The following is a 26,288-nucleotide window of genomic DNA, read 5'->3' as shown; positions in this document are numbered from 1 at the left end:
TGAGTTCGAACCGAGGAGGGCGGCATGCAGCCGATCTGGGCCGTGGGCTTGATGACGGGAACCGTGCTTGACGGCAATATCGACGTCGCCCTGTTGAAGACCGACGGGGAGACGGTCGAGGCCTTCGGCCTCTATACGCTCGCGCCTTATCCGCAAGATATCCGCGATCTGCTCGAGGAGACGCTCGCTGAGGCCCGCAAATGGAATTTCGATGGCCCCGAACCCGCAATCTTTGCGCAGGCGGAAGAGGCGCTGACCCGCGCGCAGGCGCAAGCCGTGCGGGTATTGGCAGCGGATGCGGGTCTTCGGATGGAGGACATCGGCATTGTCGGCTTCCATGGCCAGACCGTCCTGCACCGCGCGCCGCAGCCGGGGCGGCTGGGCGCCACCCGGCAATTGGGCGACGGGGAGCTGATGGCGCGGCTGCTGGGCGTCAAGGTCGCCTATGATTTCCGCAGCGCCGATGTACGGGCGGGAGGGCAGGGCGCGCCTCTGGTCGCTGTCTACCATTCGGCCCTGCTCAAAGGCGTTTCGCAGGATGGAGCGGCAGCTGTCCTCAATCTCGGCGGCGTGGGGAACATCACCTGGAGCGATGGCAAGGAGACGCTCGTCGCCTTCGACACCGGCCCCGCCAATGCCCCGATCAATGACTGGGTGAAATCGCACGGTCTCGGCGACATGGATCGCGACGGCCGGCTGGCGGCGGCGGGCAAGGTGGATGAGGAACGGCTCGCCCGGCTGCTACAACATCCCTATCTCACCGCCGCCTATCCCAAATCCCTCGACCGCTTCGATTTCGGCGCTGGTATGGCGGAGGGTCTCACCGTTGAGGACGGCGCGGCGACGCTGACGGCGTTTACCGCTTCGGCGGTGGGTAAAGCGCTCGACCTCCTGCCGCAGCGCCCGCAACGGCTGTTCGTCAGCGGCGGCGGACGCCATAACCCGACGCTGATGCGGATGCTTCGCGAGCGGGCCAAGGTGGACGTCTCCCCGGCCGAAGAGCTGGGCTGGCGCGGCGATGCAGTGGAAGCCGAATGCTTCGCCTTCCTCGCCGTGCGCGTGCTGCGCGGCCTGCCGATCAGCTTCCCCACCACAACAGGCGCACCGGAGCCGATGACGGGCGGGCGGCTGGCGGGGTGATACAAGCGCGGGCCGGGACGCTCATATTGCAGCGGAAGATGCTGTTTGGTGGTGGATCTTAGGGCAGATTGTGTTTTGACGGAATCGCGAGGCAACCCCCCTCTGCCCTGCCGGGCATCTCCCCCACAAGGGGGAGATTGGCTGACGCGACGCTCCGAGCTTATTCTGCAACGTTTGCGATTGGTGCCAAGCACTGATGAAGGCTAGTCTTCCCCCTTGTGGGGGAGATGCCCGGCAGGGCAGAGGGGGGTACTCTGCCGCCAACGCTCCCGTCTAAACACTAAATACACTGACAACGAAAACCACGCCGGTGCCGGAGATTTGCAAGGATTCGTCCCTTGCGTCTTCGATAAGAAGGCTATCAAGCGGGCCTAGCTGTAGCGTCTTTCCACCACCCTCCACATGGAGGGTTCCGCGATGGCACAGAATCAGAGCCGGCGTGCCTGTCACTCGTATGGTGGTTCCATGCTCGACATGCACACGCCGCACCGCATGTGTAAGACCGCCGCGTCTTGTCATGACGTTGAGATCGGTAATCGGGCCGTCTATCAGCCGGGCCTCTGCCGCGACATCGGCTGGAAAGAGCAGCGGTTCCGACCCGATATCGAGCCGAACCGGCGCTTGCCCGTCCAACGCAAGCGCGATGCCATTGCCTTCGAGGACACACAGCGTGCGGTCGATTTCGGGGAAGATGGAAAAGGGGCCGTCACCGGCCACCTTCGCCATGCTGATCCGCCAATCGAAGTCCGATAACCCCGCGTCGGGCGGAAAGACGGCGATCTCCACCGTCTCTCCCCCGCCATTCTTCCAGGGCATGCGGCGGTAATCCGCTGCGCGCAGAAGCGTGACGCTCATCAGCCGAGCCACCCTTTGGAGGCCGCCCAGAAAGCGACCGGAGCCGTCAGCAGGATGCTGAGCGCGGTGCGGATATACCAGATCACGATCAGGTCGCGGAACCGCAGCGGGATCGAGGTCGCCAGCATGCAGGGGATCGAAGCCGAAAGGAACAGCACCTGGCTGACGGAAACCACCGCCGCGACGAATTTCAGCACCGGGTCCGCGTCTTTCAGCAGAATGGCCGGCAGGAACATTTCGGCAAGGCCCGAGGCGAGCGCCCTTGCCGCCTGCATCGGTTCGGCAAGCTGTGCGATCCAGGTGAAAGGATAGAGCGCGAAGCCGGGAATGTCGAAGATGGGCGTATATTTGGCGGCGAGGAGCCCCAGAAGACCGACTGCCATGATGCTGGGCAGGATCATCGAGGCCATGCGTAAGGAGTCGAGGAAGGTCGCGCCGAGCAGGGAGAAAAGGCCGGGGGCTTTCTGGGCCTGTTCGATACCGGCATCGATTGCCGTCGCGATGCGGCCCTTGCCCTCGGGCAGCGGCATGTCACGGTCGGCGGGGTGGTCCATCTTGCTCAGCGGCCAGAGGCGCGCGACGATGGCCGAGACGATGAAGGTGACGACGAAGGTCGTCCAGAAATAGAGGTTCCACGCGCCCATCAGGCCGAGCGTCTTGGCGACGATGATCATGAATGTCGCGGAGACGGTGGAAAAGCCGGTGGCGACGATTGCCGCTTCGCGCGCGGTATATTTGCCCTCCTTATAGACCCGGTCGGTGATGAGAAGCGCCAGCGAATAGCTGCCGACAAAGGACGCGACGGCGTCGATGGCCGACCAGCCGGGCGTGCGCCAAAGCGGGCGCATGATAGGCTGGACGATAACGCCGGTGAGTTCCAAAAGGCCGTAGCCGATGAGGAAGGCCAGCGCCAGCCCGCCGATGGGCACGATGAGGCCGACGGAAAGCACCAGTTTGTCGAACAGGAAGGGCAGCATGTCGGGCGTGAAAATAGCCGCCGGACCGACGCCCGCCAGATACATGCCGGTGAGGACAAGGCCGAGGACGCGCAGCAGCGAGAAGATCGTTTCGGTGACGTTCTTGTTCCATGTGCCGCGAATGAAGGGCGCAATCGCGCCATAGGCGATGAGCGCGGTCACGAAGACCAGCGCCAGAGGCCGCAGATTGGTGGCGATTGCAGTTGCGGCATGGTCGAGCAGGATGGTCGATTTGCCGCCGATGGTGACGGGCACGAAGAAGAAGAAAATGCCGATGAAGCTGTAGAGGATCAGCTTCACGGCGGCTGCGCCGCGTGAGCCGTTATGGGTGAGCACCGAGTCTGTCATTGCAGGTTCCCCTTGGTTTCTTGATTTAAATGCAGACGAGGCGGCCTTTTGAGCCGCCTCGTGGAATTGCTTAATTTCCCAGAATGCCGGGAAGACGCAGGCCTTTTTCCTTGGCGCATTCGATGGCGATGTCGTAGCCCGCATCGGCGTGGCGCATGACGCCGGTGGCGGGGTCGTTCCACAGCACCCGCTCGATGCGCTGCGCCGCGTCATCCGTGCCGTCGCAGCAAATGACCATGCCCGAATGCTGGGAGAAGCCCATGCCGACACCGCCGCCATGGTGCAGCGACACCCAGGTCGCGCCGGAAGCGGTGTTGAGAAGGGCGTTGAGCAAAGGCCAGTCGGAAACGGCGTCGGAGCCGTCCTTCATCGCTTCCGTTTCGCGGTTGGGCGAGGCGACGGAGCCGGAATCGAGATGGTCGCGGCCGATAACGATGGGGGCCTTGAGCTCGCCATTCTTCACCATCTCGTTGAAGGCGAGGCCGAGCTTGTGACGGTCGCCAAGGCCGACCCAGCAGATACGGGCGGGCAGGCCCTGGAAGGCGATGCGCTCCTTCGCCATGTCGAGCCAATTGTGCAGGTGCTTGTTGTCGGGCAGCAGCTCCTTCACCTTGGCGTCGGTCTTGTAGATATCCTCGGGGTCGCCGGAAAGCGCGGCCCAGCGGAACGGGCCGATGCCGCGGCAGAAGAGCGGACGGATATAGGCCGGCACGAAGCCGGGGAAGGCGAAGGCATTTTCCAGCCCCTCATCCTTGGCGACCTGGCGGATATTGTTGCCATAGTCGAGCGTCGGGATGCCCTGATCCCAGAACGCCAGCATCGCCTCGACATGCTCGCGCATGGAGGCGCGGGCAGCTTTCTCAACGGCTTTCGGGTCGCTTTCGCGCTTCTGGCGCCATTCGGCCAGCGTCCAGCCCTTGGGCAGGTAGCCGTTGATGGGGTCATGCGCCGAGGTCTGGTCGGTGACGATATCGGGACGGACGCCGCGGCGCGCCAGCTCCGGCAGCACTTCCGCCGCATTGCCGAGAAGGCCGACGGACTTGGCTTCGCCCGCCTTGGTCCAGCGGTCGATCATTTCAAGCGCCTCGTCGAGCGTCGTCGCCTTGGCGTCGAGATAGCGGGTGCGCAGGCGAAAATCGATGCGGGTCTCGTCGCATTCCACCGCGAGGCAGCACGCCCCCGCCATGACGGCGGCGAGAGGCTGCGCGCCGCCCATGCCGCCGAGGCCGCCGGTCAGGATCCACTTCCCCTTGAGGTCGCCGCCATAATGCTGGCGACCGGCCTCGACGAAAGTCTCGTAGGTGCCCTGAACGATGCCCTGCGTACCGATATAGATCCACGAGCCGGCGGTCATCTGGCCATACATGGCGAGACCTTTTTTATCGAGCTCGTTGAAATGGTCCCATGTGGCCCAATGCGGCACCAGATTGGAGTTGGCGATGAGGACGCGCGGGGCGTTCGCGTGAGTCTTGAACACGCCGACCGGCTTGCCGGATTGCACCAGCAGCGTCTCGTCCTCTTCGAGCGTCTTTAGCGTCGCGACGATGCGGTCGAAATCGTCCCAGGTGCGGGCGGCGCGGCCGATGCCGCCATAGACCACCAGCTCATTGGGGTTTTCCGCGACGTCGGGGTCGAGATTGTTCATCAGCATGCGCAGCGGCGCTTCGGTCAGCCAGCTCTTGGCGTTGAGCTCGGTTCCGCGCGGCGCCCGGATTTCGCGGATGTTGTGGCGTGGGTTGGTCATGGAGTTCCCTCTTTAAGAGTTCAATGTCGGCGCGATCTCTTCGATGCGCTGGAGAATGGCTTTCAGATGGGCGCGCAGCTTTTCAGCCTTGGCCGCGTCATAGGCGAAGGGCGGCGTCTCGGAAGCGAGGTGAGTGGATTGAGCCAGTTCCATCTGGATGGCGTGGACGCCTGTTTCCGGCTTGCCGTAATGGCGGGTGGTCCAGCCGCCCTTGAAACGGCCGTTGAGGATGGAGGTATAGCCTCCCGCCGCTCCGGCGATGTCCTTTACAGCCGCCTCGATTTCGGGCGCGCAGGTTTTGCCATTGTCGGTGCCGATGTTGAAATCCGGCAGCTTGCCCTCGAAGAGGAAGGGGATATGCGAGCGGATCGAGTGGCAGTCATAGAGAATGGCGATGCCATGGATCGCCTTGACCCGCTCGATCTCTGCGGCGAGAGCGGCATGGTAGGGCGCATGGAAGGCGGCAAGCCGCGCCTTGATGTCCGCCTCATCGGGAGCCTGTCCCTCCAGCCAGATCGGCTCGCCGTCGAAATCCGTTTCGGGGACGAGGCCGGTGGTGTTCTGGCCGGGATAGAGGCTCACGCCCGAGGGATCGCGGTTGGCGTCGATCACATAACGGTGGAAGGTGGCGCGTACCGTGGTCGCATCCGGTAGCAGGTCTTCATAGAGCTTGTGAATGTGCCAGTCGGTATCGGCGAGGAGACGGCCATTGGCATTGAGCCTCTCCCATATCTCTCGTGGCACTTCGGTTCCCGTATGGGGAAAGCCGAGAATGACGGGCGATTGGCCCTGTTTGACCTCGAATACGGGCATATCAATTGTCCAATGCGGGGAGAATACCTGATGAAACCGAGCTATTCAGCGCGCCGGTGGCCACGAGACCGGCCGCGGCCTTCAGATCGTCAGCCATGTAGCGATCGATTTCGAGCTCCGGCACGGCGGCGCGGATGACGGCATAGGCTTTCAGAAGCTCCGGGCTGGTCTTGAGCGGCCGGCGGAAATCGAGCCCCTGCGCCGCGGTCAGCGCCTCGATGCCGATGATGGAGAAAAGGTTCTCCGTCATTTGCAACAGGCGGCGCGCGCCGTGGCAGGCCATGGAGACATGGTCTTCCTGATTGGCTGAGGTCGGCGTGGAATCGACCGAAGCCGGGTGCGACATCTGCTTGTTTTCGCTCATCAAGGCGGCGGAGGTGACTTCGGCAATCATCATCCCCGAATTGAGACCCGGCTTCTTGGCGAGAAAGGCGGGGAGGCCGAAGCTCAAGGCCGGATCGACCAGCAGGGCGATGCGGCGCTGGGAAATTGCGCCGATCTCGCAGATGGCGATGGCAATCTGGTCGGCGGCGAAAGCCACCGGCTCGGCGTGGAAATTGCCGCCCGAGATGACCGAGCCGTCGCTGACCACGAGCGGATTGTCGGTTACGGCGTTGGCCTCGATCTCCAGCGTGCGCGCGGCCATGCGCAACAGATCGAGACAGGCGCCGTCCACTTGCGGCTGGCAGCGGATGCAATAGGGGTCCTGCACACGCTCATCGCCTTCGAGATGGCTCTGGCGGATTTCCGAGCCTTCGAGCAGAGTGCGCAGCGCATAGGCGGTGTCCATCTGCCCCTTGTGGCCGCGTAGCGTATGGATTTCTGGATGGAACGGTGCGGAGGAGCCCATTGCGGCATCAGTGGAAAGTGCGCCCGATATGAGAGCGCTTTGTGCCGCGCGATGCGCCCGGAATAGGCCGGCAAGCGCCAAGGCGGTGGAAACCTGCGTGCCGTTGATGAGGGCGAGGCCTTCCTTGGCGGCGAGAACGACGGGTTTCAGCCCGGCTCGCGACAGGGCCTCTTTCGCGGGAAGCCGTTCGCCTCGATAGAAGGCTTCGCCTTCGCCGATCATCACGGCGGCCAGATGCGCGAGCGGGGCGAGGTCGCCCGATGCGCCGACAGAGCCTTTTTCCGGTATGACGGGAATGACGCCATTCTCCAGCATATCTTCAATGAGCCGGATGAGTTCCAGCCTTACGCCGGAAGCGCCGCGCCCGAGCGATATCAGCTTCAGCGCCATGATCAGTCGGACGATTTCTTCCGAAAAGGGTGCTCCGACGCCGCAGCAATGCGACAGGATCAAATTGCGCTGGAGCGTCGCGACATCCTGCGGCTCGATGCGGATGCTCGCCAGCTTGCCGAAGCCGGTGTTGACGCCATAGACCGGCCGGTCTCCATCGGCGATTTCGGCGATACGCGCCGCTGCCTTTTCGATTGCCGGATGGAAGGCGGGATCGATCCGGACCGGTGCGCCGGTCCAGTAAATGGTCTCAAGCGTGCTGAGCGGTACGGCGCCGGGTTTAAGAGTGATCATTTTCCTCTCCATACGCGCCGGTGCAGCGGATTGAAGCCCATGCGGTAAACGAGTTCCGCGGGCCGCTCGATATCCCAGATGGCGAGATCGGCCCATTTGCCGGCTTCGAGCGTTCCGGTTTCAGGCAGAATGCCAAGGGCGCGGGCGGCTTCGCGCGTCACCCCGGCGATGCATTCATCGACGGTCAGGCGGAACAATGTCGCGCTCATATTCATGGTGAGAAGCAGCGAGGTCAGCGGCGAGGTGCCGGGATTGCAATCGGTGGCGATGGCGATCTTCACGCCAGCCTGACGCAAGGCCTCGACGGGCGGCAACTGCTTCTCGCGGATGAAGTAAAACGCGCCGGGCAGCAGCACCGCGACGGTCCCGGCCTTCGCCATCGCGGCGATGCCTTCTTCGTCAGTATATTCCATATGATCGACGGAGAGCGCGCCGAACTCGGCGGCAAGCTTCGCCCCATGCAGGTTGGAAAGCTGATCGGCGTGGAGCTTGACCGGAAGGCCATGTTTTTCAGCAGCGCGGAAAACCTGCGTGATTTGCTCCGGCGAAAAGGCGATGCCCTCGCAGAACCCATCCACCGCATCGGCCAGCCCTTCCGCCGCGATTGCCGGGAGCATTTCGTTCACGACACGGTCGATATAGGCCTGCTTGTCGCCGCTCGCTTCCGGCGGCAGGGCATGCGCGCCGAGAAAGGTCGTGCATATAGAAACAGGGCGTTCGCGGCCCAGTTGCTGCGCCACTTTCAGCGATTTGCGCTCGTTTTCCAAATCAAGCCCGTAGCCGGATTTGACTTCAATCGTGGTAACGCCCTCGGCGATCAACGCATCGAGGCGGGGCAGCGTCTCGCGCAGCAAATCGTCTTCGCTGGCGGCGCGGAGCGCCTTGACCGAGGAGACGATGCCGCCGCCTGCCTTCGCCACTTCCTCATAAGTCGCGCCGGCAAGCCGCATTTCGAACTCATGCGCCCGGTTTCCGGCATGAACCAGATGGGTGTGACAGTCGATCAGGCCGGGGGTGACCCAGCGGCCTTCGAGATCGACAATTTCCGACCGCCCCAAGGCGGAGAGAGGCAGGTCGCTTTCCGCTCCGGCAAAGGTGATGCGGCCATTTTCGGCCACCAATGCGCCTTTTTCGACGACGCCGAGGCCTTCGCTGCCTTCCGCCAATGTCGCCAGCCGCGTGTTGCGAAAGACGGTGGGGCGGCTTTCACCCGGCGATCCCGCTTCCGAAAAAAAGTTCCCGCTCATCAGCTTTACGCCTTTCTTTGTTGGCGATAATGTATATACATAATGTAGAGGGTGACAAGATAAATTTCGGCCCCTCGCGAAAATGGGAAGGATGGCATGAGCACAATTCATGCAAGTAAGGCGCTGCTGCCTGAGGGCTGGCAGACGAATGTGCGGTTGACGATTGACGCAGGCCGCATCGCACGTATCGAGACCGGCGTCGCGCCGGAGCCCGATGACGAGCGCCACGAAATTCTCATTCCCGCTATGCCGAATCTTCACAGCCATGCCTTCCAGCGGGCGATGGCGGGGCTTGCCGAGATGCGCGGCCCGGCCAATGACAGCTTCTGGAGCTGGCGCAATGTGATGTACAAATTCGCGCTGTCGATGACGCCGGAACATGTCGAAGCCGTCGCCGCTCAGCTCTATATGGAAATGCTGGAGGCGGGTTTTGCCCGCGTAGGCGAGTTTCACTATCTGCATCATGACAAGGACGGGCGGCCTTATGCCGATATCGCGGAAATGGCCGGGCGGATCGGCGCGGCCAGCGAGACGGCGGGGATCGGGCTGACGCTGCTGCCGGTGTTCTATGCCCATTCCGGTTTCGGCGGCGCCGCGCCCATTGAAGGCCAGCGGCGGTTCATCAATTCACTCGACAGTTTCGAAAAGCTGATGGAAGGGTGCCGGGCGATCACGGGTCGCATCGAAGGAGCCAATCTTGGGGTCGCTCCGCACAGCCTGAGAGCGGTCACACCGGATGAGCTGGCGCAAGTTGTGCCGATGGCTGGCGAGGGGCCGGTTCACATCCATATCGCCGAACAGGTGAAGGAAGTGGAGGACTGCATCGCCTGGTCCGGCACGCGGCCGGTCGAATGGCTGCTGGACAATGCTCCCGTCGATGGACGCTGGTGTCTCATCCATGCGACGCATATGACGGATGACGAAACGCGCCGGATGGCCGCAAGCGGCGCGGTCGCGGGGCTCTGCCCGATCACCGAGGCCAATCTCGGCGACGGCACGTTTAACGCGCCGCTCTTCCTTGAGACAAGCGGGCGTTTCGGCATCGGCTCGGATTCCAATGTGCTGATCTCGGTGCCGCAGGAACTGCGCCAGCTCGAATATTCGCAGCGTCTCGCGCTTCGCGCCCGCAATGTGGTGGCGGCATCGGGAGGTTCGACGGGGCGAAGGCTTTTCGATGAAGCGCTTGCGGGCGGCGGCGCGGCGCTCGCCGCATCGGGGGGGCTCGCGGAAGGCAACTATGCCGACATGGTTTCCCTTGATTTGGGCGCGGTTCCCTATCTCACACGCGACCAGATCCTGGACCACTGGGTCTTCGCCGGCGGGGTCAAGGTCGACTGCGTCTGGGCGCTGGGCCGCAAGCAGGTAGAAGGCGGACGCCATCAAAAGCGGGAGGTTATCAACAGGCGCTTTCTGGCGGCGATGGGCGAATTGCTCGCGGGCTGATAAGGGAAACTCATTTCATGGAACGGCATATCCAACCGGAGCGTGACAATGAGCCAAAGCAGGGATACGACCTTGCATCAGCGTATCCTCGCCGAGATCGAGGGCCGCATCGTCTCGGGCGAATGGCAGCCGGGTTACCGCATCCCGTTCGAGGTGGATCTGGCGGAGCAATATGGCTGCTCACGCATGACCGTCAACAAGGTGCTGACCCAACTGGCAAAAGCCGGACTGATCGAGCGCCGCAGGAAATCCGGCAGCTTCGTCAAACAGCCGCAGGCGCAATCGGCGATCCTCGAAATCCACGACATCAAGGTCGAGGTGCAGTCACTGAAGCTCGACTATTCCTTTTCGCGATTGAAAAGGACGCCCCGCAAAGCCAATGCGGAGGACAGGGCGCTCCTGGATTTGCCCGCCGGCGCGCAGGTTCTCGAAGTGGTCTGCGCGCACTATGGCGGCAACCGGCGCTTCTGCCTGGAGGAACGGCTGATCAATCTCGGCACCGTGCCGGAGGCGGCGAGCGAGGAGTTCAACCGGATAGCGCCCGGCCCGTGGCTGGTGGACCGGGTGCCGTGGAGCACCGCGGAACACAAAATTCACGCGGTTTCCGCCAGCCACCGCGTCGCCGCGATACTGGATATACCAAAGCATACGGCCTGCCTTGTCGTCGAGCGCCGCACCTGGAGCGGCGCGGGGCCGGTGACGCATGTGCGCTTCACCTATCCCGGCGACCGGCACGCGCTGGTGGCGCGTTTTACGCCCGCATCGCAATGAGCCAAAGGCGGAAAGGTCAGATTTAAGGCAAATTTGCCTTATGCAAAAGAATTGGGCAGCAGCCTTGCGGAACGCGCAATCTGCCCTATGCTACCCCGGACACGGGCAAACCGGCGAAGACCGGCAAACAAAACGGCCACAGGCCAGACCGACTCCAGAGGAGCCATCGCTTATGAAACTTGCGTCAATTCTTCTTTCCGGTGCGCTTGCACTCACCGCTTTCGCCGGCCCGGCCATGGCGAAGGAGTGGAAGACCGTCACCATCACCCTCGAAGGCGCTTATGCGCCGTGGAACCTGACCAATGCCGACGGTACGCTCGGCGGCTTCGAGCCGGAACTGGCCAAGGTGCTGTGCGAACGCGCCAAGCTGGACTGCAAGCTCGTGGCCTCCGACTGGGACGGCATGATCCCGGCGCTCAATGCCGGCAAGTTCGATGTGATCATGGATGCGCTTTCCATCACCGAGGAGCGCAAGAAGGTCATCGACTTCACCATTCCCTATGCCGCGACGCCCGCCGCCTTCGCCACCGCCAAGGATAGCCCGCTCGCCAATGCCGCCGGAACGGGAACCGAGATCGTCATGAAGCCCGGCGAGACCGGCGTGAAGGATGTCGAGGCGCTGAAGGAGGCCTTCAAGGGCAAGACCATCGGCATCCAGGCATCCACCGTCTATGCCAAGTTCATCTATGACAATTTCGGCGATATCGCCACGATCCGCGAATACAAGACCGCTGGCGACCGCGACCTCGACCTGCAAACCGGCCGCATCGATCTCGCCTTCGACGACGCCACCGTTCTGGAACATGCCTTTGAGAAGGCGCCCGATACGCTTGCCTTTACCGGCCCAAAGATTGCCGGTCCGATCTGGGGCCCCGGCGAAGGCCTCGGCATCCGCAAGGCCGATACGGATCTGCGCGACAAATTCAACGTTGCGATCCAGTCGGCACTGGATGACGGCACGGTGAAGAAGCTGTCGGAGAAGTGGTTCAAGATGGATATTTCGCCGAAGAAATGAGGTTAGCGCCCTCCCTCCCCCTTGCGGGGAGGGTGGCCCGAAGGGTCGGGTGGGGGTGGTGACGCTTGCACCTCCGCTGAAGACCGTGGCGCAACGTCACCACCCCCATCCGCCCGCTAACGCGGGCACCTTCCCCGCAAGGGGGAAGGAGGGGTGCTGCGATAAGGAACCAACACGATGGCAACCTTGCAACTTCTCGGTTTCGGCCCGACCGGATGGGGCGCGATGCTTCTGGCAGGCACGCTGATGACGCTTGCCGTCACCGCAACCGCGCTTGCCATCGGCGCGGTGCTGGGCGCGATGGTCGCTTGGGCGAAGCTTTCCGGCAATATGCTCCTCGCGGTGCTCGGAAACATCTACACCACCGTCTTCCGCGGCGTGCCGGAACTTCTGATCATCTATCTCATCTATTTCGGCGGCTCATCGGCGGTGACGGCCATCGGCCAATCCATGGGTTATGAAGGCTTTCTCGGCCTGCCATCCTTCGCCGCCGGGGCGCTCGCGGTCGGGATTATCTCCGGCGCCTATCAGGCGGAGGTCTACCGTGGCGCCTATCTCGCCATCGCCAAAGGCGAAATCGAGGCGGCGCTCGCAATCGGGATGCATCGCGGCTTGCGCTTTCGCCGCATCATCATTCCTCAGGTGCTACGCTACGCCATTCCCGGCCTCGGCAATGTCTGGCAGCTGAGCCTTAAGGATTCGGCGCTGATCTCCGTGACCGGCCTTGCCGAACTGATGCGTACGTCCCAGGTGGCCGCCGGCTCGACGCGGCAATATTTCCTGTTCTTCATCGCGGGCGGCTGCCTTTATCTCATTCTGACCAGCCTTTCCGACCGGGTGTTCAACGGCGCGGAACGGCGGGCAAACCGCAGCATGCCGGCGTCCGGCATGGGCAAGGTGTGAGGACCGGCCATGGATATCGCCTTCCTCACGCAAACCATGGTCACGCTCATCAAGGCCGTGCCGGTGACGCTGCTTCTGTTCTTCCTGTCGATCTTTTTCGGCGGCCTGCTGGCGCTTGTCATCGTCTGGATGCGCGTTTCCGGCAATCCGATCCTGTCGGGTGTCGCCAAGGGCTACATTTTCGTCTTTCGCGGCTCGCCGCTGCTGATCCAGATGTTCCTCGTCTTCTACGGGCTCGGCCAGTTCGGGTTCATCCGCTACTCATTCCTGTGGCCCGCCTTGCGCGAGCCGGTCGTCTGCGCGGTGCTTTCGCTTTCGCTCTGCACGGCGGGCTATACGGCGGAGATCTTCCGGGGCGGCATCCGCGCGGTCTCGCCGCGAGAGATCGAGGCGGCGCGCTCCATCGGCATGTCGGGCTTCCTGCTGGTGCGGCGCATCATTGCGCCCATCGCCTTGCGCCACGCGCTACCGGCCTATTCCACCGAGATCGTGCTGATGATGAAATCGACGGCGCTCGCCAGCCTCGTCACCGTTTGGGAAGTGACCGGCGTGGCGCAGCGGCTGATCTCGCAAACCTATCGCACGATGGAAGTATTTCTGTGCGCGGCGATCATCTATCTCGTCCTCAATTTCATCATTCTGCAGGCGATGAGCCTTCTCGAATACCGGCTTTCCCGTCATCGCCGCGCCGCCCCGGCGCTCAAGGCCCAAGGATAACATCGATGTCAGGCGCTACCCGACTTGTCGTTCGCAATATCCGCAAGAGCTTCGGCGCGCATGAGGTGCTGAAGGGCATTTCGCTCGAGGCGCAAGATGGCGACGTGATCTCGCTGCTCGGCGCTTCGGGCTCCGGCAAATCCACCTTCCTGCGCTGCATCAACCTTCTGGAAACCGCCAGTCAGGGCCAAGTTTTCGTCGATGGCGAGGAAATCCGCATGATCGAGAAGGGCGGCAAGCGCTATCCGGCGAGCCAGAAGCAGGTGGACCATATCCGCGCCGAGCTCGGCATGGTGTTCCAGACCTTCAACCTCTGGTCCCATATGACCATCCTGCAGAATATTATCGAAGGCCCGGTCCATGTGCTGAAGCGCCCGCGCGCCGAATGCGTAGCGGAAGCCGAGGCGCTGCTTGAAAAGGTGGGCATTGCCGACAAGCGCCACGCCTATCCGGCCCATCTCTCGGGCGGCCAGCAGCAGCGCGCCGCCATCGCCCGGGCGCTCGCCATGAAGCCGAAGGTGATGCTGTTCGACGAGCCGACCTCGGCCCTCGACCCGGAACTCGTCGGCGAAGTGCTGCGCGTCATGCGGGCGCTGGCGGAGGAGGGCATGACAATGCTGGTCGTGACGCATGAGATGAGCTTTGCCCGTAACGTCTCGAACCGCGTGGTCTTCATGAAAGAGGGCCTGATCGAAAGCAGCGGCGCACCGGATGAAATGTTCGGGGGAGGCGCTTCCCCGGCTTTCCGGCAGTTCATTGGCCATTTCGGAAATCCGCAATGACCGTCTCCATCGAAAGCGCACTGACCTGGCGCGATGTGGCCCGCGTCGGCGAAGGCGAGACGCTGGCCTTGTCCGACGCCGCCTGGGAACGGGTGTCGTATGCGAGCCGCATCGTCGCGCGGATTGTCGAGACAGGGGTTCGCGCTTACGGCGTCAACACTGGCGTCGGCGCGCTCTCGGACACCGTGGTTGACCGAACCGCACAGGCCCGGCTGTCGCGCAATATCGTGCTCAGCCACGCTTGTGGCGTGGGCGAATTGCTGGCGCCCCGCGAGGTTCGCGCCATCATCGCCGCGCAAGTCAATAATTTCGCACATGGTCATTCCGGTGTGCGACCGGAAATCGTCCGCCATCTGCTGGCCCTTATCGAGAGTGACTGCATTCCCGACGTGCCCTCGAAAGGCTCGGCGGGATATCTCACTCATAATGCGCATATCGCCCTAGTGTTGATCGGGGAGGGGAGCGCGGTTGTGCGGGGCAAGCGTCTCGCCGGAGGGGATGCGCTGCCAGCCATAGGACTTGAACCCTTAGTGCTCGGAGCCAAGGAGGGTCTCAGCCTCGTCAACGGCACGGCCTGCGCCACCGGTCTCTCCGCCGTCGCGCTCGCCCGCGTTGAGCATCTGCTCGACTGGCTCGATGCGATTGCCGCGCTGACGCTGGAAGCGGCGGGCTGTCAGATCGCCGCCTTTGACGAGGCCGTGCTGGCGCTACGGCCATCGGCGGGGATTGCACAGGTCGGCGCGTCCCTCCGTGCCCGTCTCTCGGGAAGCGGTCTCATCGCAGCAGCCGAGGGAAGGCGGACGCAGGATGCGCTGAGCTTGCGTTCTGTCTCGCACGCGCATGGGGCAGCGCGCGATGTCTTCGACAATTCCGCCCGTATCGTCGATCAGGAGCTTGCCTCCGTCACCGATAATCCCACCGTTTCCGGCACACCGGACAACCCCATCGTATCGTCGCAGGCCCATGCGGTCGCCCCGGCGCTCGGGCAGGCGGCGGACAGCCTCGCCATCGCCATTGCGCAGGTTTCGGCCATGAGCGAGCGGCGCATGGACCGGCTCGTCAATCCGCTTGTCAGCGGTCTGCCGCCCTTTCTCGCCAGCGATGCGGGCAGTCATTCGGGCTTCATGATCGCGCAATACACCGCCGCCGCGCTCGCCAACGAGAACCGGCGGCTCGCCGCGCCCGCCTCGACCGATGGCGGCCTGACCTCCGGTCTGCAGGAGGATTTCCTCGCGCACCCGACGGCGGCGGCGAACAAGCTGCTCTCGGTCCTCGACAATGCCGAATATATTGTCGCAATCGAGCTGATGGCGGCGGCGCAAGCCCATGATTTCCTCGCGGGGACGGCGGCTCGCGCACCCGGCACCGAGGCGATCCACAGGCTTGTGCGAAACCATGTTTCCCATTACGCCGACGACCGGCCGCTCCATGGCGATATAGAGTCGCTGCGGCGCCTGATCCGCGATACTGCGCCGCCCGCCTTTGGTTGAAAGGACCATCATGACCACTCAATACGACGTTGCGGTTATCGGTCTTGGCGCCATGGGAAGCGCGGCGCTTTCCTATCTTTCGGCGCGCGGGGTCAGGGCCATCGGCATCGAGGCCTTTCATCCCGCCCATGCCTTGAGCTCCTCGCACGGCGACAGCCGCCTCATCCGCCTCGGCTATTTCGAGGACCCTTCCTATGTACCGCTGCTGAAGCGCGCCTATCGCAACTGGCGGGCGCTGGAAGGGCGGCTTCGAGCCGATATCCTGACTGAAACCGGTGTGCTCCAGATCGGCAAGCCGGATAGCAAGATCGTCGCGGGCACGCGCGCTTCCTGTCATCTGCATGGTCTGGCGCATGAGGTGCTGGACCCCGCGGAAATGGCGATACGCTTTCCTGCCTTCCAGCTCGATCCCGATGAAATCGCCATTTTCGATCCGCGTGGCGGTTACTTACGCCCGGAAGCGGCCATTGCCGGTTATCTGAAACTGGCGGCGCAAGACGGTGCGGTGCTCCATTTTGGCGAGAAAATCACCGCAATCGAGCCCGACGATACCGGCGTCACCGTGGTTTCCGCCAATGCGCGCTACCGGGCGAAGAAGATCATCGTCTCGACCGGCGCGTGGATATCCGAGCTGGTGCCAGCTCTGGCGAAACATGCTCAGCCGATCCGGCAAGTGGTCGCCTGGTATCAGCCGCGCGACGGCTTCGTGACCCGGCCCGAGCGCATGCCCTGCTTTTTGCGCGACGAGGGGGAGGGCGGCTCCTATTTCGGCTTCCCCGCTATCGGCGCCGATGGCGTCAAGGTCGGGCGTCACGCGCATTTCCTTGAACCAATCAATCCGAATGAGCCGAACCCGCCCGTCAATCAAAGGGATACCGCTCTTCTCGACGGCTTTATCGGCAAACGCCTGCCCGCCGCGGCTGGCCTGCGCGTCAACGCGGTCACCTGCCGCTATACGATGCTGCCAAGCGAGGATTTCCTGATCGATCTCCTGCCGGGCGATCCCCGTATCGTCGTCGCATCGCCCTGTTCGGGCCACGGCTTCAAGTTTACGAGCGTCGTCGGCGAAATTCTTGCCGACCTCGCGCTCGACGGCGGCACGGCGCTGCCGGTCTCGGCCTTGTCCTTTGCCGCGATGGACGCATTCGTGGCGAAGCGGGCGGCGATTGCATAGTGCAAATTGTGTTTTAGACGGCGACACGGGCGAATCATCCCGGAAACGGGATGTTTGGCTTTTTCGTGGTTTTCGTCGCGGCAACAAATTCCGCAGCTAATTCATGTGGCGGATTGTCGCATTAACTCCCGTTGGCGCATAGACGGATTTCGCGGGGTAGGTAAGTTTTGCCGTGTAATTGTCCGCTTCGCGCGCCCCGACGGCCCGCGGTCCCTTCCCATGCGGAAAGCGCCGGTTTCCTCGCACATTATAGGGTATCCGTTCGCCCCTGTTGCTGCATCGCAACATGCCCCGATAAGTTGAATTTGACATTTATTTTACACAAATACGACACGTCGATTGTTCAACAACACTCTATTTACCGATGGGTAAGGAATTTTATTAGCGCTCAACAGGCGGCGGCCAATATAGCCGCGAAATTCTTGTTCTCCACCTTTTTCCCCGATGGGGCCCAGTGCCTGCGGCTCAAATATTATGTCCCTCTTATACAATCAGTGCGGGTTGACACTACGTACCCGGCGTTGGTAGGCGAGTCATGCCTTGTAATGGGGGCCTTCATGGTGAATGCCATGTTGTCGTAGTGGCTGAACAAGTCATCTACGCGTGCGGTTTGGTATCGTCTCGCGTCTAAAAAGACGTTTGAGAAGTATACGATACGGGACAACCCTCTTCCCCATCCATTTTTGCTTGTCCTCGAACGCGTGACGTCTTCGACGTGCGCGAACGGCCCTGTATGTCTGCAAAGGATAGAGAATTGAACACGTACGGTCTCGTTTCTCATAAGAAGAATATCTCGGCGCTGATGGCTGGAGTTGCGGTCATGTGCCTCGCAGCCGGGCCGGCTCTGGCCGATGACAAGACGCTCGGCGAATACGCGCCGGGCCACTATGCGGACGGCAATTACGACCCGAAGACGGTCAAAATCCCCGGGCAGAACGACAACAAAGCCGGCCAGCAGGTATTCGATAACGGCACCGGCAATACGCTTGGCGGCAGCTATGAGAGCGTGAAGGGCGGGCGCGAGAACTGGTCCTACAAGACCATCAACGAGATCGCTGCCGATGGCCGCTTGGTCAGCACGACCGGCCCCATTCCCGCCGGACAGCTCGCAACCGGCGCGCGCAACAAGACCGTTTCCTATTTCGACCCCGTGACCCACGAAAACGTCACGGTCAACGTCTTTGATACCGGCAAGCTCGACGTCATCCCGAACGAGGACGGCTATCAGATCTGGGATAAAGACGCCGATCAGGAGGCCTATATCGATCCGCGCCTGGCGACGGTTTCGAACGGCTCCAGCCTTTCGGTGGCCGTCGGCAATCCGAACGGAGCAACGACCGCGCCCGAGAACACGCTGAACATGCCTGTCAAGGCTGGTCAGGACGGCAAGATCTCCAGCGCCTACAAGGTTGAGGGCGATAATTCCTCGCTTTCCTACGATACCAACACGCGCTTTGACCTCGGCTCCTCCGACTATGAGGCTCCGGGCAATGCTAACCGCAAGGCGGATGTCACCGGCGTCAATTTCGACAAGGGCGCGGTCATTCCGGAAGGCGCGACCTGGATCAACGCAGAAGGCAAGGTCGAAACGATCCCGGCGGGCGAAGTGACGGACATCGACACCTTCCGCAATTACAACAACTACCTGATCGGCCAGATCCAGCAGGGCAAGATCGCCGGCAGCACCGCCGCGGAAATCGAAAGCAAATATCGCGCGGCGCTCGAGGGCGCTTACACCAGGACGACGGTGACCGTGGAATACACGCCCGCCGACCACCCCAAATACGTGCAGGACCAGGCGCTGGGCGAGCGGAGTCTCATCCACGCGACCGATGGATCGACGGTGACCGTTTCGGAGGGGCGCACGATTGAGGACGTCACCGGCGGCAGCAACCATTCGATCGCCTATCTGCAGGACAAGGCCAAGCTTGAGAACAACGGCACCCTCGCCAGCCGCTACAGCGAACACGCGATCCGCGGTGAGGACGATGCTGCGGTGCACAATGGCGAGAAGGGCGTCATTTCGAATTTCGTGCCGGGCAAGGACGGCAAGCCTGACGTCGGCGAGCATGTCTCCAATGGCGTTGTGCTTCAGGACAACGCGACTGTCGTCAATGACGGCATCGTCAATGTCGGCGGTTCGCCGCGCCCCGCGTCGAGCCCGGAAGGCCGCAATGAGGGCGAGAATGTCCGCAATGCCGGCATCATCCTCACCGACAATGCCAAGGGCACCAACACCGACAAGGGCGTCATCAATGTCGGCGTGAATTCGCCCGAGAATGTCCGCATGGTCGATGGCGTCTATCTGCAGGACGGCGCGGAATTCACCAACAGCGGCAAGATCAATATCGGCAAGACGGCGCAGTCGCAGAAGGGTGAGGCGCAGGAGGATGTGGACAGCAACTCCGCCTTCCTCACCGGCATCCGCGCCGTCGATGGCGGCAAGGTGACGAATGAAAAGGGCACCGAAATCACCATCGGCGCAAAGACCGGCCGCGCCGCTGCGATTTATGCCGGATCGAGCGACACCACGAAGCCGGGCACGGTCGATGTGGTCAACAATGGCAAGATCACCATTGACGGCAACCGCGCCGGCACGCCCAACGCCAATTTCGGCATTATCGCCGAAAACGTGCAAGGCCGGATCGAGCATAATGGCGAGATCGACTTGAACGGCGTCAATGCGCGCGGCGTCTATGTGCTGGGCGACAAGGTCGCAACCCATGTCGATATCTCCAAGGATGCGACGATCAACGTCTCCGGCGGGTTCAACAAGGACACCGACACGCGCAATTATGGCGTCTGGATCCAGGGCGGCAAGGCGACGTCCGATATCGACGGCACGGTCAATCTTGACGGCCAGGGCGGCATCGGCGTCCATGCGCGCGCGGGCGGCAAGATCACGCTCGGCGAGAACGCTTCCGTGAACTTCAAGGAAGGCTCCGACCAGATCGGCTACTTCATTCACGGCAAGGATTCGGCGATTGCGGGCATCGACAGCAATCTCGACGTCAGCACTGACAATTCCACCCTGTTCCGTATCGAGGACGGCGCGGATTTCGCCGGCGTCGGCGGCGGCGATGGCAAGACGCTGACCGCGTCAGGGGAAAACTCGACCATCCTGCATGTGACCGGCAATGGCGCGAAGGCCGAGACCGGCAGCGGCACCTATAATCTGACAGGCAAAGGCGCGGTCGCGGTGAAGGTCGAAGGCGGCGCCCAGGCCGATGTCGCCAAGGACACGAAGATCAATCTCGATGCCGACAACAGCATTGCCGGGATCGTCGATGGCGGGAAATATGATCTGGCGGGCAAATATACCGGCCAGGGCGCCAGCAAGCTCGACAATGACGCGGAAATCACCTCCGACAAGAACGGCGTCACCGGCTTCATCACCCGCAATGGCGGCCATCTCGACAACACCGCCAACATCACCCTGACCGGCGATAATGCCATCGGGATCAAGGCCGAAAATGGCGGCACCGCCGAGAATACCGGCAATATCAGCGTTGACAACGGCCAGGCCATCGTCGCCAATGGCGGCGGCAAGGTCGAGAACAAGGGTGACATCAAAATCGGCAAGGGCGAAGGCATCGTCGTCCATGACCGCGCCACGGTGAACAACACCTCCAAGGTGACCATCGGGGAGGGCACCGGCGTTCGCCTCGAAGACAATGGCGTCTTCAACAATGCTGAGAGCGGCACGATCACGGTGGACAAGGGCACCGGCATTCTGGTGCAGAACACGACAGGCGAGGAATCCATGGCCCGCATCTCCAACGAGGCCGACATCACCGTCAAGGATGGCACGGCGGGTGTTCATATCCGCGACGGCGCGGCGCTCGACGGCAAGGATTTCTCCGGCACGCTGACCGTTGGCGGCAGCGCGCATGGCGTTCTAATCGGCAAGGATGCGGCGGGGCTTCGCCTTGGCGATGTCAACGTCAAGGTGACGGGCTCGGGCAACGGCATCGAAAACGAGGCCGAAACCGGCAATGTCGAACTGCAAGGCACCGTCATCGACGTCTACAACAATGGCTCCGGCATTCGCACCGGCACCAGCTTCACGTCCAACTCCTCCGCGACGGTCAATGTCCATGGCGATGGCGGAACAGGGTTCCGTTTCGAGAAGGCGGACGGGTCGGCAACCAGCAATCCGCTTGTAATCGGCAAGGATTATAAAATCGCGCTGAAGGACACGAGCGCCAACGCCACCGGCGTCCATGTCAACACGACCGGCACTGCTGTCGTGGATAGCGTTCTTGACGATCAGGGCACGGGTAACACGGCGGTCAATATCGCCAATGCCGGCGTTACCTCGGTCGGCGGCGATATCAGCGTCAACACCAAGGCGGGCAGCGGTGGCACGGGCATCGTGATCGGCAAGGCCGATGCGGCCTTCACCGATGGCAAGGTCACGGTCGGCGCTTCCGGCGGCTCCGCGCTTGTCGTGAAGGATGCCGGAAAGGGCGTCCTCCACACCGGCACATTCGTCTCGGCAAGCGACGCGGCTGTCGTCGATCTCTCGCCTTCCAACGGCACGACCTTCATCAGCGCAGGCACCATCACCGCCAAGGCGCATGACGCGGTGGCGATCCAGGGCGGCGCGGGCAACGACACCATCGCCCTCATGGATGGAAGCCAGACCACCGGCATCGTGCGCGGCGGCGACGGCACCGACACCATCGAATGGGTCGGCGGCAGGCTCGTCGGCAGCATCGAAATGGGCGCGGGCGACAATGAAAAGCTCACCATTGTCGGGCGCGATCTCTCCACCGTCTATCATCTCGATGGCGGCGCGGGTTCGGGCGACACGCTGACGCTCGCCGATGTCAATTATTTCGGCGGCACGCTTGACGCGGATGACGCGTTCGGCAAGCGCGTGAAGGGCGTCAATCTCGGCAGCGACTGGGAGAACATCAACCTCGTCAGCGGCACGAAATTCACCCTGACCGACAATCTCATCTATGGCAACCGGCTGGTTCTTGACGGGACGAGCACGCTCTTCGCCGGCAACAATGTGCGCGCCACGCTCGGGACTGCGGGCAGCTCCTTCCTCAACGCCGGTACGGTCGATCTGACCAATGGCAGCTATTCGCTCGCCGATACCGTCACCGTGAATGGCGATTATCGCGGCGTCGCGGGCAGCAGCATTGTGCTCAACACCTATCTCGGCGCGGACAATTCGCCGACCGACAAGCTCATCGTGACGGGCGGAACGGAAGGTGAGACCGCGCTCAACATCTTGCGCGATCCGCAGAGCCGCGGCGCGCAGACCAAGGGTGACGGCATCCAGGTCGTCCGTGTGGATGACGACAGCGCCTCCAATGCCGTCTTCACCGCGCCGACCATGTATGCCGGTGCCTATGAGTATAATCTCTTCCAGGGCGGCATCAGCAATCCCTCGGATGGAGACTGGTATCTGCGTTCGGCACGTTCCACTGGCGCGCAGACCGTGGGCGTCTATGGCGATACGCTGGCCCGCTTCGGCGCCGATACCATCGGCACGCTGCAGCAGCGCACCGGCGGGCGCATCTGGAAGAACGATCTAAAGCCTGCCGAAACCGTTTGGTGCAAGGATGTCTCCAAGAACTTCAAATGCGAGCTGACCCCTGAGCAGAACGGCGTCTATGCCGACAGCACCGGCCAGAGCGTTCTCTATGGCGGCGGCGTCTGGGGCCGTGTCGTCGGTCAGCGGGACAAGCTGGGCGCCGCAATCGGCTCGGACTATGATCGCGACCTGTGGTTTGCACAGGCCGGTGTCGAGGGCGTCATCTCGGAAAACGAGCGTGGCGTCTGGGTCGGCGGCATCTTCGGCACCTATGGCAAGCAGAAGGTGGATATCGATGTCTCGCCTCTGCCGGCGAAGCCCTCCGTCGCCCGCTACGGCCAGATCGACACCGAAGGCTACGGCATCGGCGGAAACCTGACCTGGCTCGGCGACAACGGGCTCTATTTCGACGGCGTTGCCCAATATATGTGGTACCGCAGCGATCTCACCGCCACGGGCTTCTCGCCGCTCGCCGAAGGCAATGACGGCTACAGCTATTCGTTCAGCGGTGAAGTCGGCAAGCGCATCGAGATGGGCAATGGCTGGAACATCGTTCCGCAGGCGCAGCTCGTCTACACCCGCGCCAAGTTCGACGGCTTCAATTTCGCCAATCCGGATCCGCAGAACCCTGCGGGCGTGGACGTGACCGGAGGCGAGGGCGAGAGCCTGCGCGGACGGATCGGCGTGCGGATCGAGAACCTCTATAACTGGACGGGGGCCGACAATGCGCTTCGCCGCATCCAGACCTACGGCATCGTCAACCTGCACTACGAGTTCCTCGATGGCGGCAAGGTCAAGGTTGCCGGCGACACGATCGGCCAGCGCAGCGACCGTCTGTGGGGTGAAGTGGGCCTCGGCACCAGCATCAGCCTGACGGAAAACACCAGCCTTTATGGTGAAGCCCGCTATTCGACGTCGCTGGAGAATTTCGGCGACAGCCATTCCTACTCGGGCAATATCGGCCTCAGGATCAAATGGTAATCCGGCCCTGACCTCGGCCTGATGGAAGTCGTCCTGCCTCACGGCAGGGCGGCTTTCTGCTTTTTCCGGAGAAAGCCATGAAAAATCTCCCCGTCATCATGCTCGCCGCGCTACTGGCCGGTTGCGTGAGCGCCCCGCAGGAAAATCAGGGCGGCGCGCAGCCGAACGCCTATGCGGGAGAGCCTTTTCCGGTGCGGGTCGTCAACCGCAACAAGTTCGACCCGCGCTTCCGCCCGGCGACCGTCGCCAACACAACAGGCGAACCCGCCGGGACGGTCGTGATCGATACCAGGAATAATTATCTCTATCTCGTTGAGGATGATGGAACCGCCCGGCGCTATGGCGTAGCGGTCGGCGACAGCGGACATGCCTGGAGCGGCAGGGCAGTCATCGGGCGCAAGGCCAAATGGCCGGCATGGCACCCGACCGACGACATGCACGCACAGACCCCAGGCCTGCCGCGCCGCGTCGAGCCCGGGCCGCACAATCCGCTCGGCGCGCGCGCCCTTTATTTATACCAGGATGGAAAGGACACGCTCTACCGCATTCACGGTACATCGGAGCCCTGGACTATCGGCACCAAAGCCTCCTCCGGCTGCGTCCGCATGTTCAATGAGGACATCATCGATTTATATGAGCGTGTCGGAACCGGGGCGTCTGTTGTTGTCCGCTGAGAAAACACCTCGACGCAGTCAATAGCCGGACTTCAGAACCGCCCGCTCGCCGCGCAGATGCCGTGCGGCGGCGTCCTTGCGGTCCTTCTTCAAGCGGCCATTGGCGATGAAGCGAACGAGCCAAGGAATGCGCCTGATCTTACCGCTGGTGCTCCGGGCGAGGATGAAGCTTTGGGCGCATTTCTCGAGGATTTCGATATTGAGGAGAAGGCGTTCGAGATTCATGCCAAGGCAGAGCGCGAGATCGTCGAAGCAATAGGCATTCGCCCCATTCGACAGGGCGGCGAAGGATTTGTCGCTCGAGAGGGTCTTTATATACCGCACCTCCTTGCCCAGATGCCGGACCTGCTCGTCGAAAACACTGGGTATGGTGAGGCCGAGGCGGGCGAGCCTGGAGGTCCAGGGGATTTCGCCGGCGGCGATGGCGCCGATATCAGGGCGGGCGAGATAGATGCGGTGATGCAAATTCCGGGGCGGAGTGGAAAGCGGTGTCCATTCGAAAGTCTGCGAGGCGGGGAGGGCGGCGATCCGGACCATGACGAAGCAATCCTGCTCCGGGATACGCTCGGACAGCGTATCGCCGGGCGCCAGCAGCCCCTTGCGCAGAAGCCGTGCGGCTGCCTGTCCGAGGCTCTTTTCGATGGGCGCGTTGTTGACGATCATCCGGTCATACCAGGCGGAAGACGGATTCGAAGCGGTCGAGCGCGTCATCGATCACCTCATCGGTATCGGCCATGCTGGTATAGATGCGGCTGCCCGCCAGCGTCAGGATGCCATGCGCCATATAGGCCGCGCCCATTTCCTCCATCAGATGCTTGCGGCTGTTCGCCTCGCGCATCAGCTTCAGCGGGTTGCGCATGCTCATCAGGAGCACCGCAGAGGTCTGCAGATGGACGATGGAGCCCATATTATAGACCACATAGGGCAGGCCAAGCCGGTCGAGGATTTCCTTCAAACCCTTGGCGAGCCGGTCGCCCGCCCGCCCGGCGATAACAGGCGCATTGGTCCGCGCCATTTCTTCGATGGCGTGGTAACCGGCGACACAGGAGAGCGGGTTGGCCGAGAGCGTGCCGCCGACAAAGGCGCGCTTTTTGGTGGTGCCGATGCCGCCGACCAGCGTCATCATGATGTCCTTGCGCCCGCCAATGCCGCCCGCCATCAGATAGCCACCGGTCAGGCATTTGCCGAAGACGGTGATATCGGGGTTGACGTTGAAATAGCCCTGCGCGCCGCCAAGCCCGACGCGGAAGCCGGTGACCACCTCGTCGAAGATCAAGAGCGCGCCGAACTCGTCGCAGAGCTTGCGGACTTCGCGATTATAATCGGGCGTGGCGGGCCGCGTGCCGCTTTCGGGGCCGAGCGGCTCAACGATGACGGCGGCAGTCCCTCCGCGGATGCGGTTCAGCATCAGTTTCCGCCGCAGCGCGCCGAGTTCGTTGGGGAAGACCTCCTGCGTGTGAGCAGTGACACCCTTCGGAATGCCGGTCGCTTCGCGCCGCCCGGTGCCCGGCACGCGCATGCCATAGACCATCTGATCGCTCCAGCCATGATAATCGCCGCCGATCTTGATCACCCATTTCTTGCCCGTATAGGCGCGGGCAAGTCGGATCGCGCCCATGCAGGCCTCGGTGCCGGAGCCCAGCATCCGGAACATCTCGATACCGGGCATGTACTGGCGGATGATTTCAGCGAGCTTCAGCTCATATTCGTGGGTAAGCCCGGTGACCGCGCCGCATTCATCGATGATTTCATGTACTTTCTGGCGCACGGGCAGATAGTTGGAGCCCAGAAGCGTCGGGCCGCCCGCCTGCAGGAAATCGGTATAGCGGTTGCCGTCCACGTCCCACATATAGGGACCGTCCACCTTGGCGGCGGCAATCGGGAAGGGGTAGTTGAAGGCGAGATTGTGCTGCACGCCGCCGGGGATCACCTCCGCCGCCCGCGCCGCCCACGCCTTGGAGGTCGGGCATTTGCGCTCGAAATAATCGAGCACTCCAGGCATGTTCGCCTTGGAGATGCCGCGCAGGGGCTGTTTCAGCAGCGCGTTCAGCCGGTCCATCACGTCCTTGTTGTCCGGCCATTGGCTGATGGCATAGGCAGGTTCGAGTGCGCGCGGTGCCATGTTCATG

19 protein-coding genes are annotated in these 26,288 nt (G+C 62.5%); 11 read left to right on the top strand and 8 right to left on the bottom strand.

Translation table 11 applies throughout. The features are described from left to right. Nucleotides 1–24 precede the first annotated feature (24 nt). Entirely contained in the window at nt 25–1,140 is a 1,116-nt protein-coding gene (locus tag ACOWVG_RS14700) for an anhydro-N-acetylmuramic acid kinase (RefSeq protein WP_420962996.1), read from the top strand. Nucleotides 1,141–1,413: 273 nt separating this feature from the next. Here the strand turns inward: ACOWVG_RS14700 and ACOWVG_RS14695 are convergent, their stop codons facing one another. From ACOWVG_RS14695 to hutI, 6 genes are all read right to left on the bottom strand, one after another. Continuing rightward, the gene (locus tag ACOWVG_RS14695) at nt 1,414–1,995 is read right to left on the bottom strand and encodes a HutD family protein (RefSeq protein ID WP_420962995.1); all 582 of its coding nucleotides are present in this window, start codon (nt 1,993–1,995) and stop codon (nt 1,414–1,416) included. Continuing rightward, nucleotides 1,995–3,320, bottom strand: coding sequence for a YjiH family protein (locus tag ACOWVG_RS14690; RefSeq protein WP_420962994.1), 1,326 nt, complete (start codon nt 3,318–3,320; stop codon nt 1,995–1,997). Before ACOWVG_RS14690 ends, ACOWVG_RS14695 begins: the two co-directional genes overlap by 1 nt. A gap of 70 nt (nt 3,321–3,390) precedes the next feature. After that, nucleotides 3,391–5,064: a urocanate hydratase gene (hutU, locus tag ACOWVG_RS14685; protein ID WP_420962993.1), complete on the bottom strand. Its 1,674-nt coding sequence runs from the start codon at nt 5,062–5,064 to the stop codon at nt 3,391–3,393. 12 nt (nt 5,065–5,076) lie between these two features. Beyond that, the gene (gene hutG, locus ACOWVG_RS14680) at nt 5,077–5,877 is read right to left on the bottom strand and encodes an N-formylglutamate deformylase (RefSeq protein WP_420962992.1); all 801 of its coding nucleotides are present in this window, start codon (nt 5,875–5,877) and stop codon (nt 5,077–5,079) included. A 1-nt stretch (nt 5,878) separates the two neighbouring features. Next, nucleotides 5,879–7,411 carry a histidine ammonia-lyase gene (gene hutH / locus ACOWVG_RS14675; protein ID WP_420962991.1) on the bottom strand — a complete coding sequence of 511 codons (1,533 nt, stop codon included), beginning with the start codon at nt 7,409–7,411 and terminating at the stop codon, nt 5,879–5,881. Beyond that, a complete protein-coding gene (gene hutI, locus ACOWVG_RS14670) occupies nt 7,408–8,658 on the bottom strand; it encodes an imidazolonepropionase (RefSeq protein ID WP_420962990.1) in 1,251 nt (416 codons plus the stop codon). The genes hutH and hutI overlap by 4 nt, the downstream gene beginning before the upstream one ends. Before the next feature lie 96 nt (nt 8,659–8,754). Between hutI and ACOWVG_RS14665 the strand changes: the two genes are divergently transcribed. From ACOWVG_RS14665 to ACOWVG_RS14620, 10 genes are all read left to right on the top strand, one after another. Further along, nucleotides 8,755–10,101, top strand: a complete 1,347-nt coding sequence (locus ACOWVG_RS14665) for a formimidoylglutamate deiminase (RefSeq protein ID WP_420962989.1) — start codon at nt 8,755–8,757, stop codon at nt 10,099–10,101. 48 nt (nt 10,102–10,149) lie between these two features. Next, nucleotides 10,150–10,872, top strand: coding sequence for a histidine utilization repressor (gene hutC, locus ACOWVG_RS14660; protein WP_420962988.1), 723 nt, complete (start codon nt 10,150–10,152; stop codon nt 10,870–10,872). Nucleotides 10,873–11,044: 172 nt separating this feature from the next. Next, nucleotides 11,045–11,887 (top strand): transporter substrate-binding domain-containing protein, encoded by an 843-nt coding sequence (locus ACOWVG_RS14655; RefSeq protein ID WP_420962987.1) that lies wholly within the window; start codon nt 11,045–11,047, stop codon nt 11,885–11,887. Between the two features lie 177 nt (nt 11,888–12,064). After that, complete coding sequence (locus tag ACOWVG_RS14650; RefSeq protein WP_420962986.1) at nt 12,065–12,790, top strand: ABC transporter permease; 726 nt, start codon at nt 12,065–12,067, stop codon at nt 12,788–12,790. Nucleotides 12,791–12,799: 9 nt separating this feature from the next. Beyond that, a complete protein-coding gene (locus tag ACOWVG_RS14645) occupies nt 12,800–13,507 on the top strand; it encodes an ABC transporter permease (protein ID WP_420962985.1) in 708 nt (235 codons plus the stop codon). Nucleotides 13,508–13,512: 5 nt separating this feature from the next. Then, nucleotides 13,513–14,289, top strand: coding sequence for an ABC transporter ATP-binding protein (locus ACOWVG_RS14640; protein WP_420962983.1), 777 nt, complete (start codon nt 13,513–13,515; stop codon nt 14,287–14,289). Beyond that, entirely contained in the window at nt 14,286–15,779 is a 1,494-nt protein-coding gene (locus ACOWVG_RS14635) for an HAL/PAL/TAL family ammonia-lyase (protein ID WP_420962981.1), read from the top strand. Before ACOWVG_RS14640 ends, ACOWVG_RS14635 begins: the two co-directional genes overlap by 4 nt. A gap of 10 nt (nt 15,780–15,789) precedes the next feature. After that, nucleotides 15,790–16,953 (top strand): N-methyl-L-tryptophan oxidase, encoded by a 1,164-nt coding sequence (gene solA, locus ACOWVG_RS14630; protein ID WP_420962979.1) that lies wholly within the window; start codon nt 15,790–15,792, stop codon nt 16,951–16,953. Between the two features lie 754 nt (nt 16,954–17,707). Continuing rightward, nucleotides 17,708–23,485, top strand: coding sequence for an autotransporter outer membrane beta-barrel domain-containing protein (locus tag ACOWVG_RS14625; protein ID WP_420962978.1), 5,778 nt, complete (start codon nt 17,708–17,710; stop codon nt 23,483–23,485). A gap of 77 nt (nt 23,486–23,562) precedes the next feature. Next, nucleotides 23,563–24,159, top strand: coding sequence for a L,D-transpeptidase (locus ACOWVG_RS14620; protein WP_420962977.1), 597 nt, complete (start codon nt 23,563–23,565; stop codon nt 24,157–24,159). Nucleotides 24,160–24,177: 18 nt separating this feature from the next. On the opposite strand, the gene ACOWVG_RS14615 is transcribed toward ACOWVG_RS14620, so the two are convergent. Together ACOWVG_RS14615 and ACOWVG_RS14610 are read right to left on the bottom strand one after the other, a co-directional pair. Next, entirely contained in the window at nt 24,178–24,870 is a 693-nt protein-coding gene (locus ACOWVG_RS14615) for a hypothetical protein (RefSeq protein ID WP_420962976.1), read from the bottom strand. After that, entirely contained in the window at nt 24,827–26,287 is a 1,461-nt protein-coding gene (locus ACOWVG_RS14610) for an aspartate aminotransferase family protein (protein WP_420962975.1), read from the bottom strand. The genes ACOWVG_RS14615 and ACOWVG_RS14610 overlap by 44 nt, the downstream gene beginning before the upstream one ends. Nucleotide 26,288 lies beyond the last annotated feature (1 nt).

The organism is Brucella sp. IR073 (assembly GCF_049065735.1).
Lineage (GTDB): Bacteria > Pseudomonadota > Alphaproteobacteria > Rhizobiales > Rhizobiaceae > Paramesorhizobium.
This window is presented reverse-complemented; position numbering and strand designations above follow the sequence as displayed.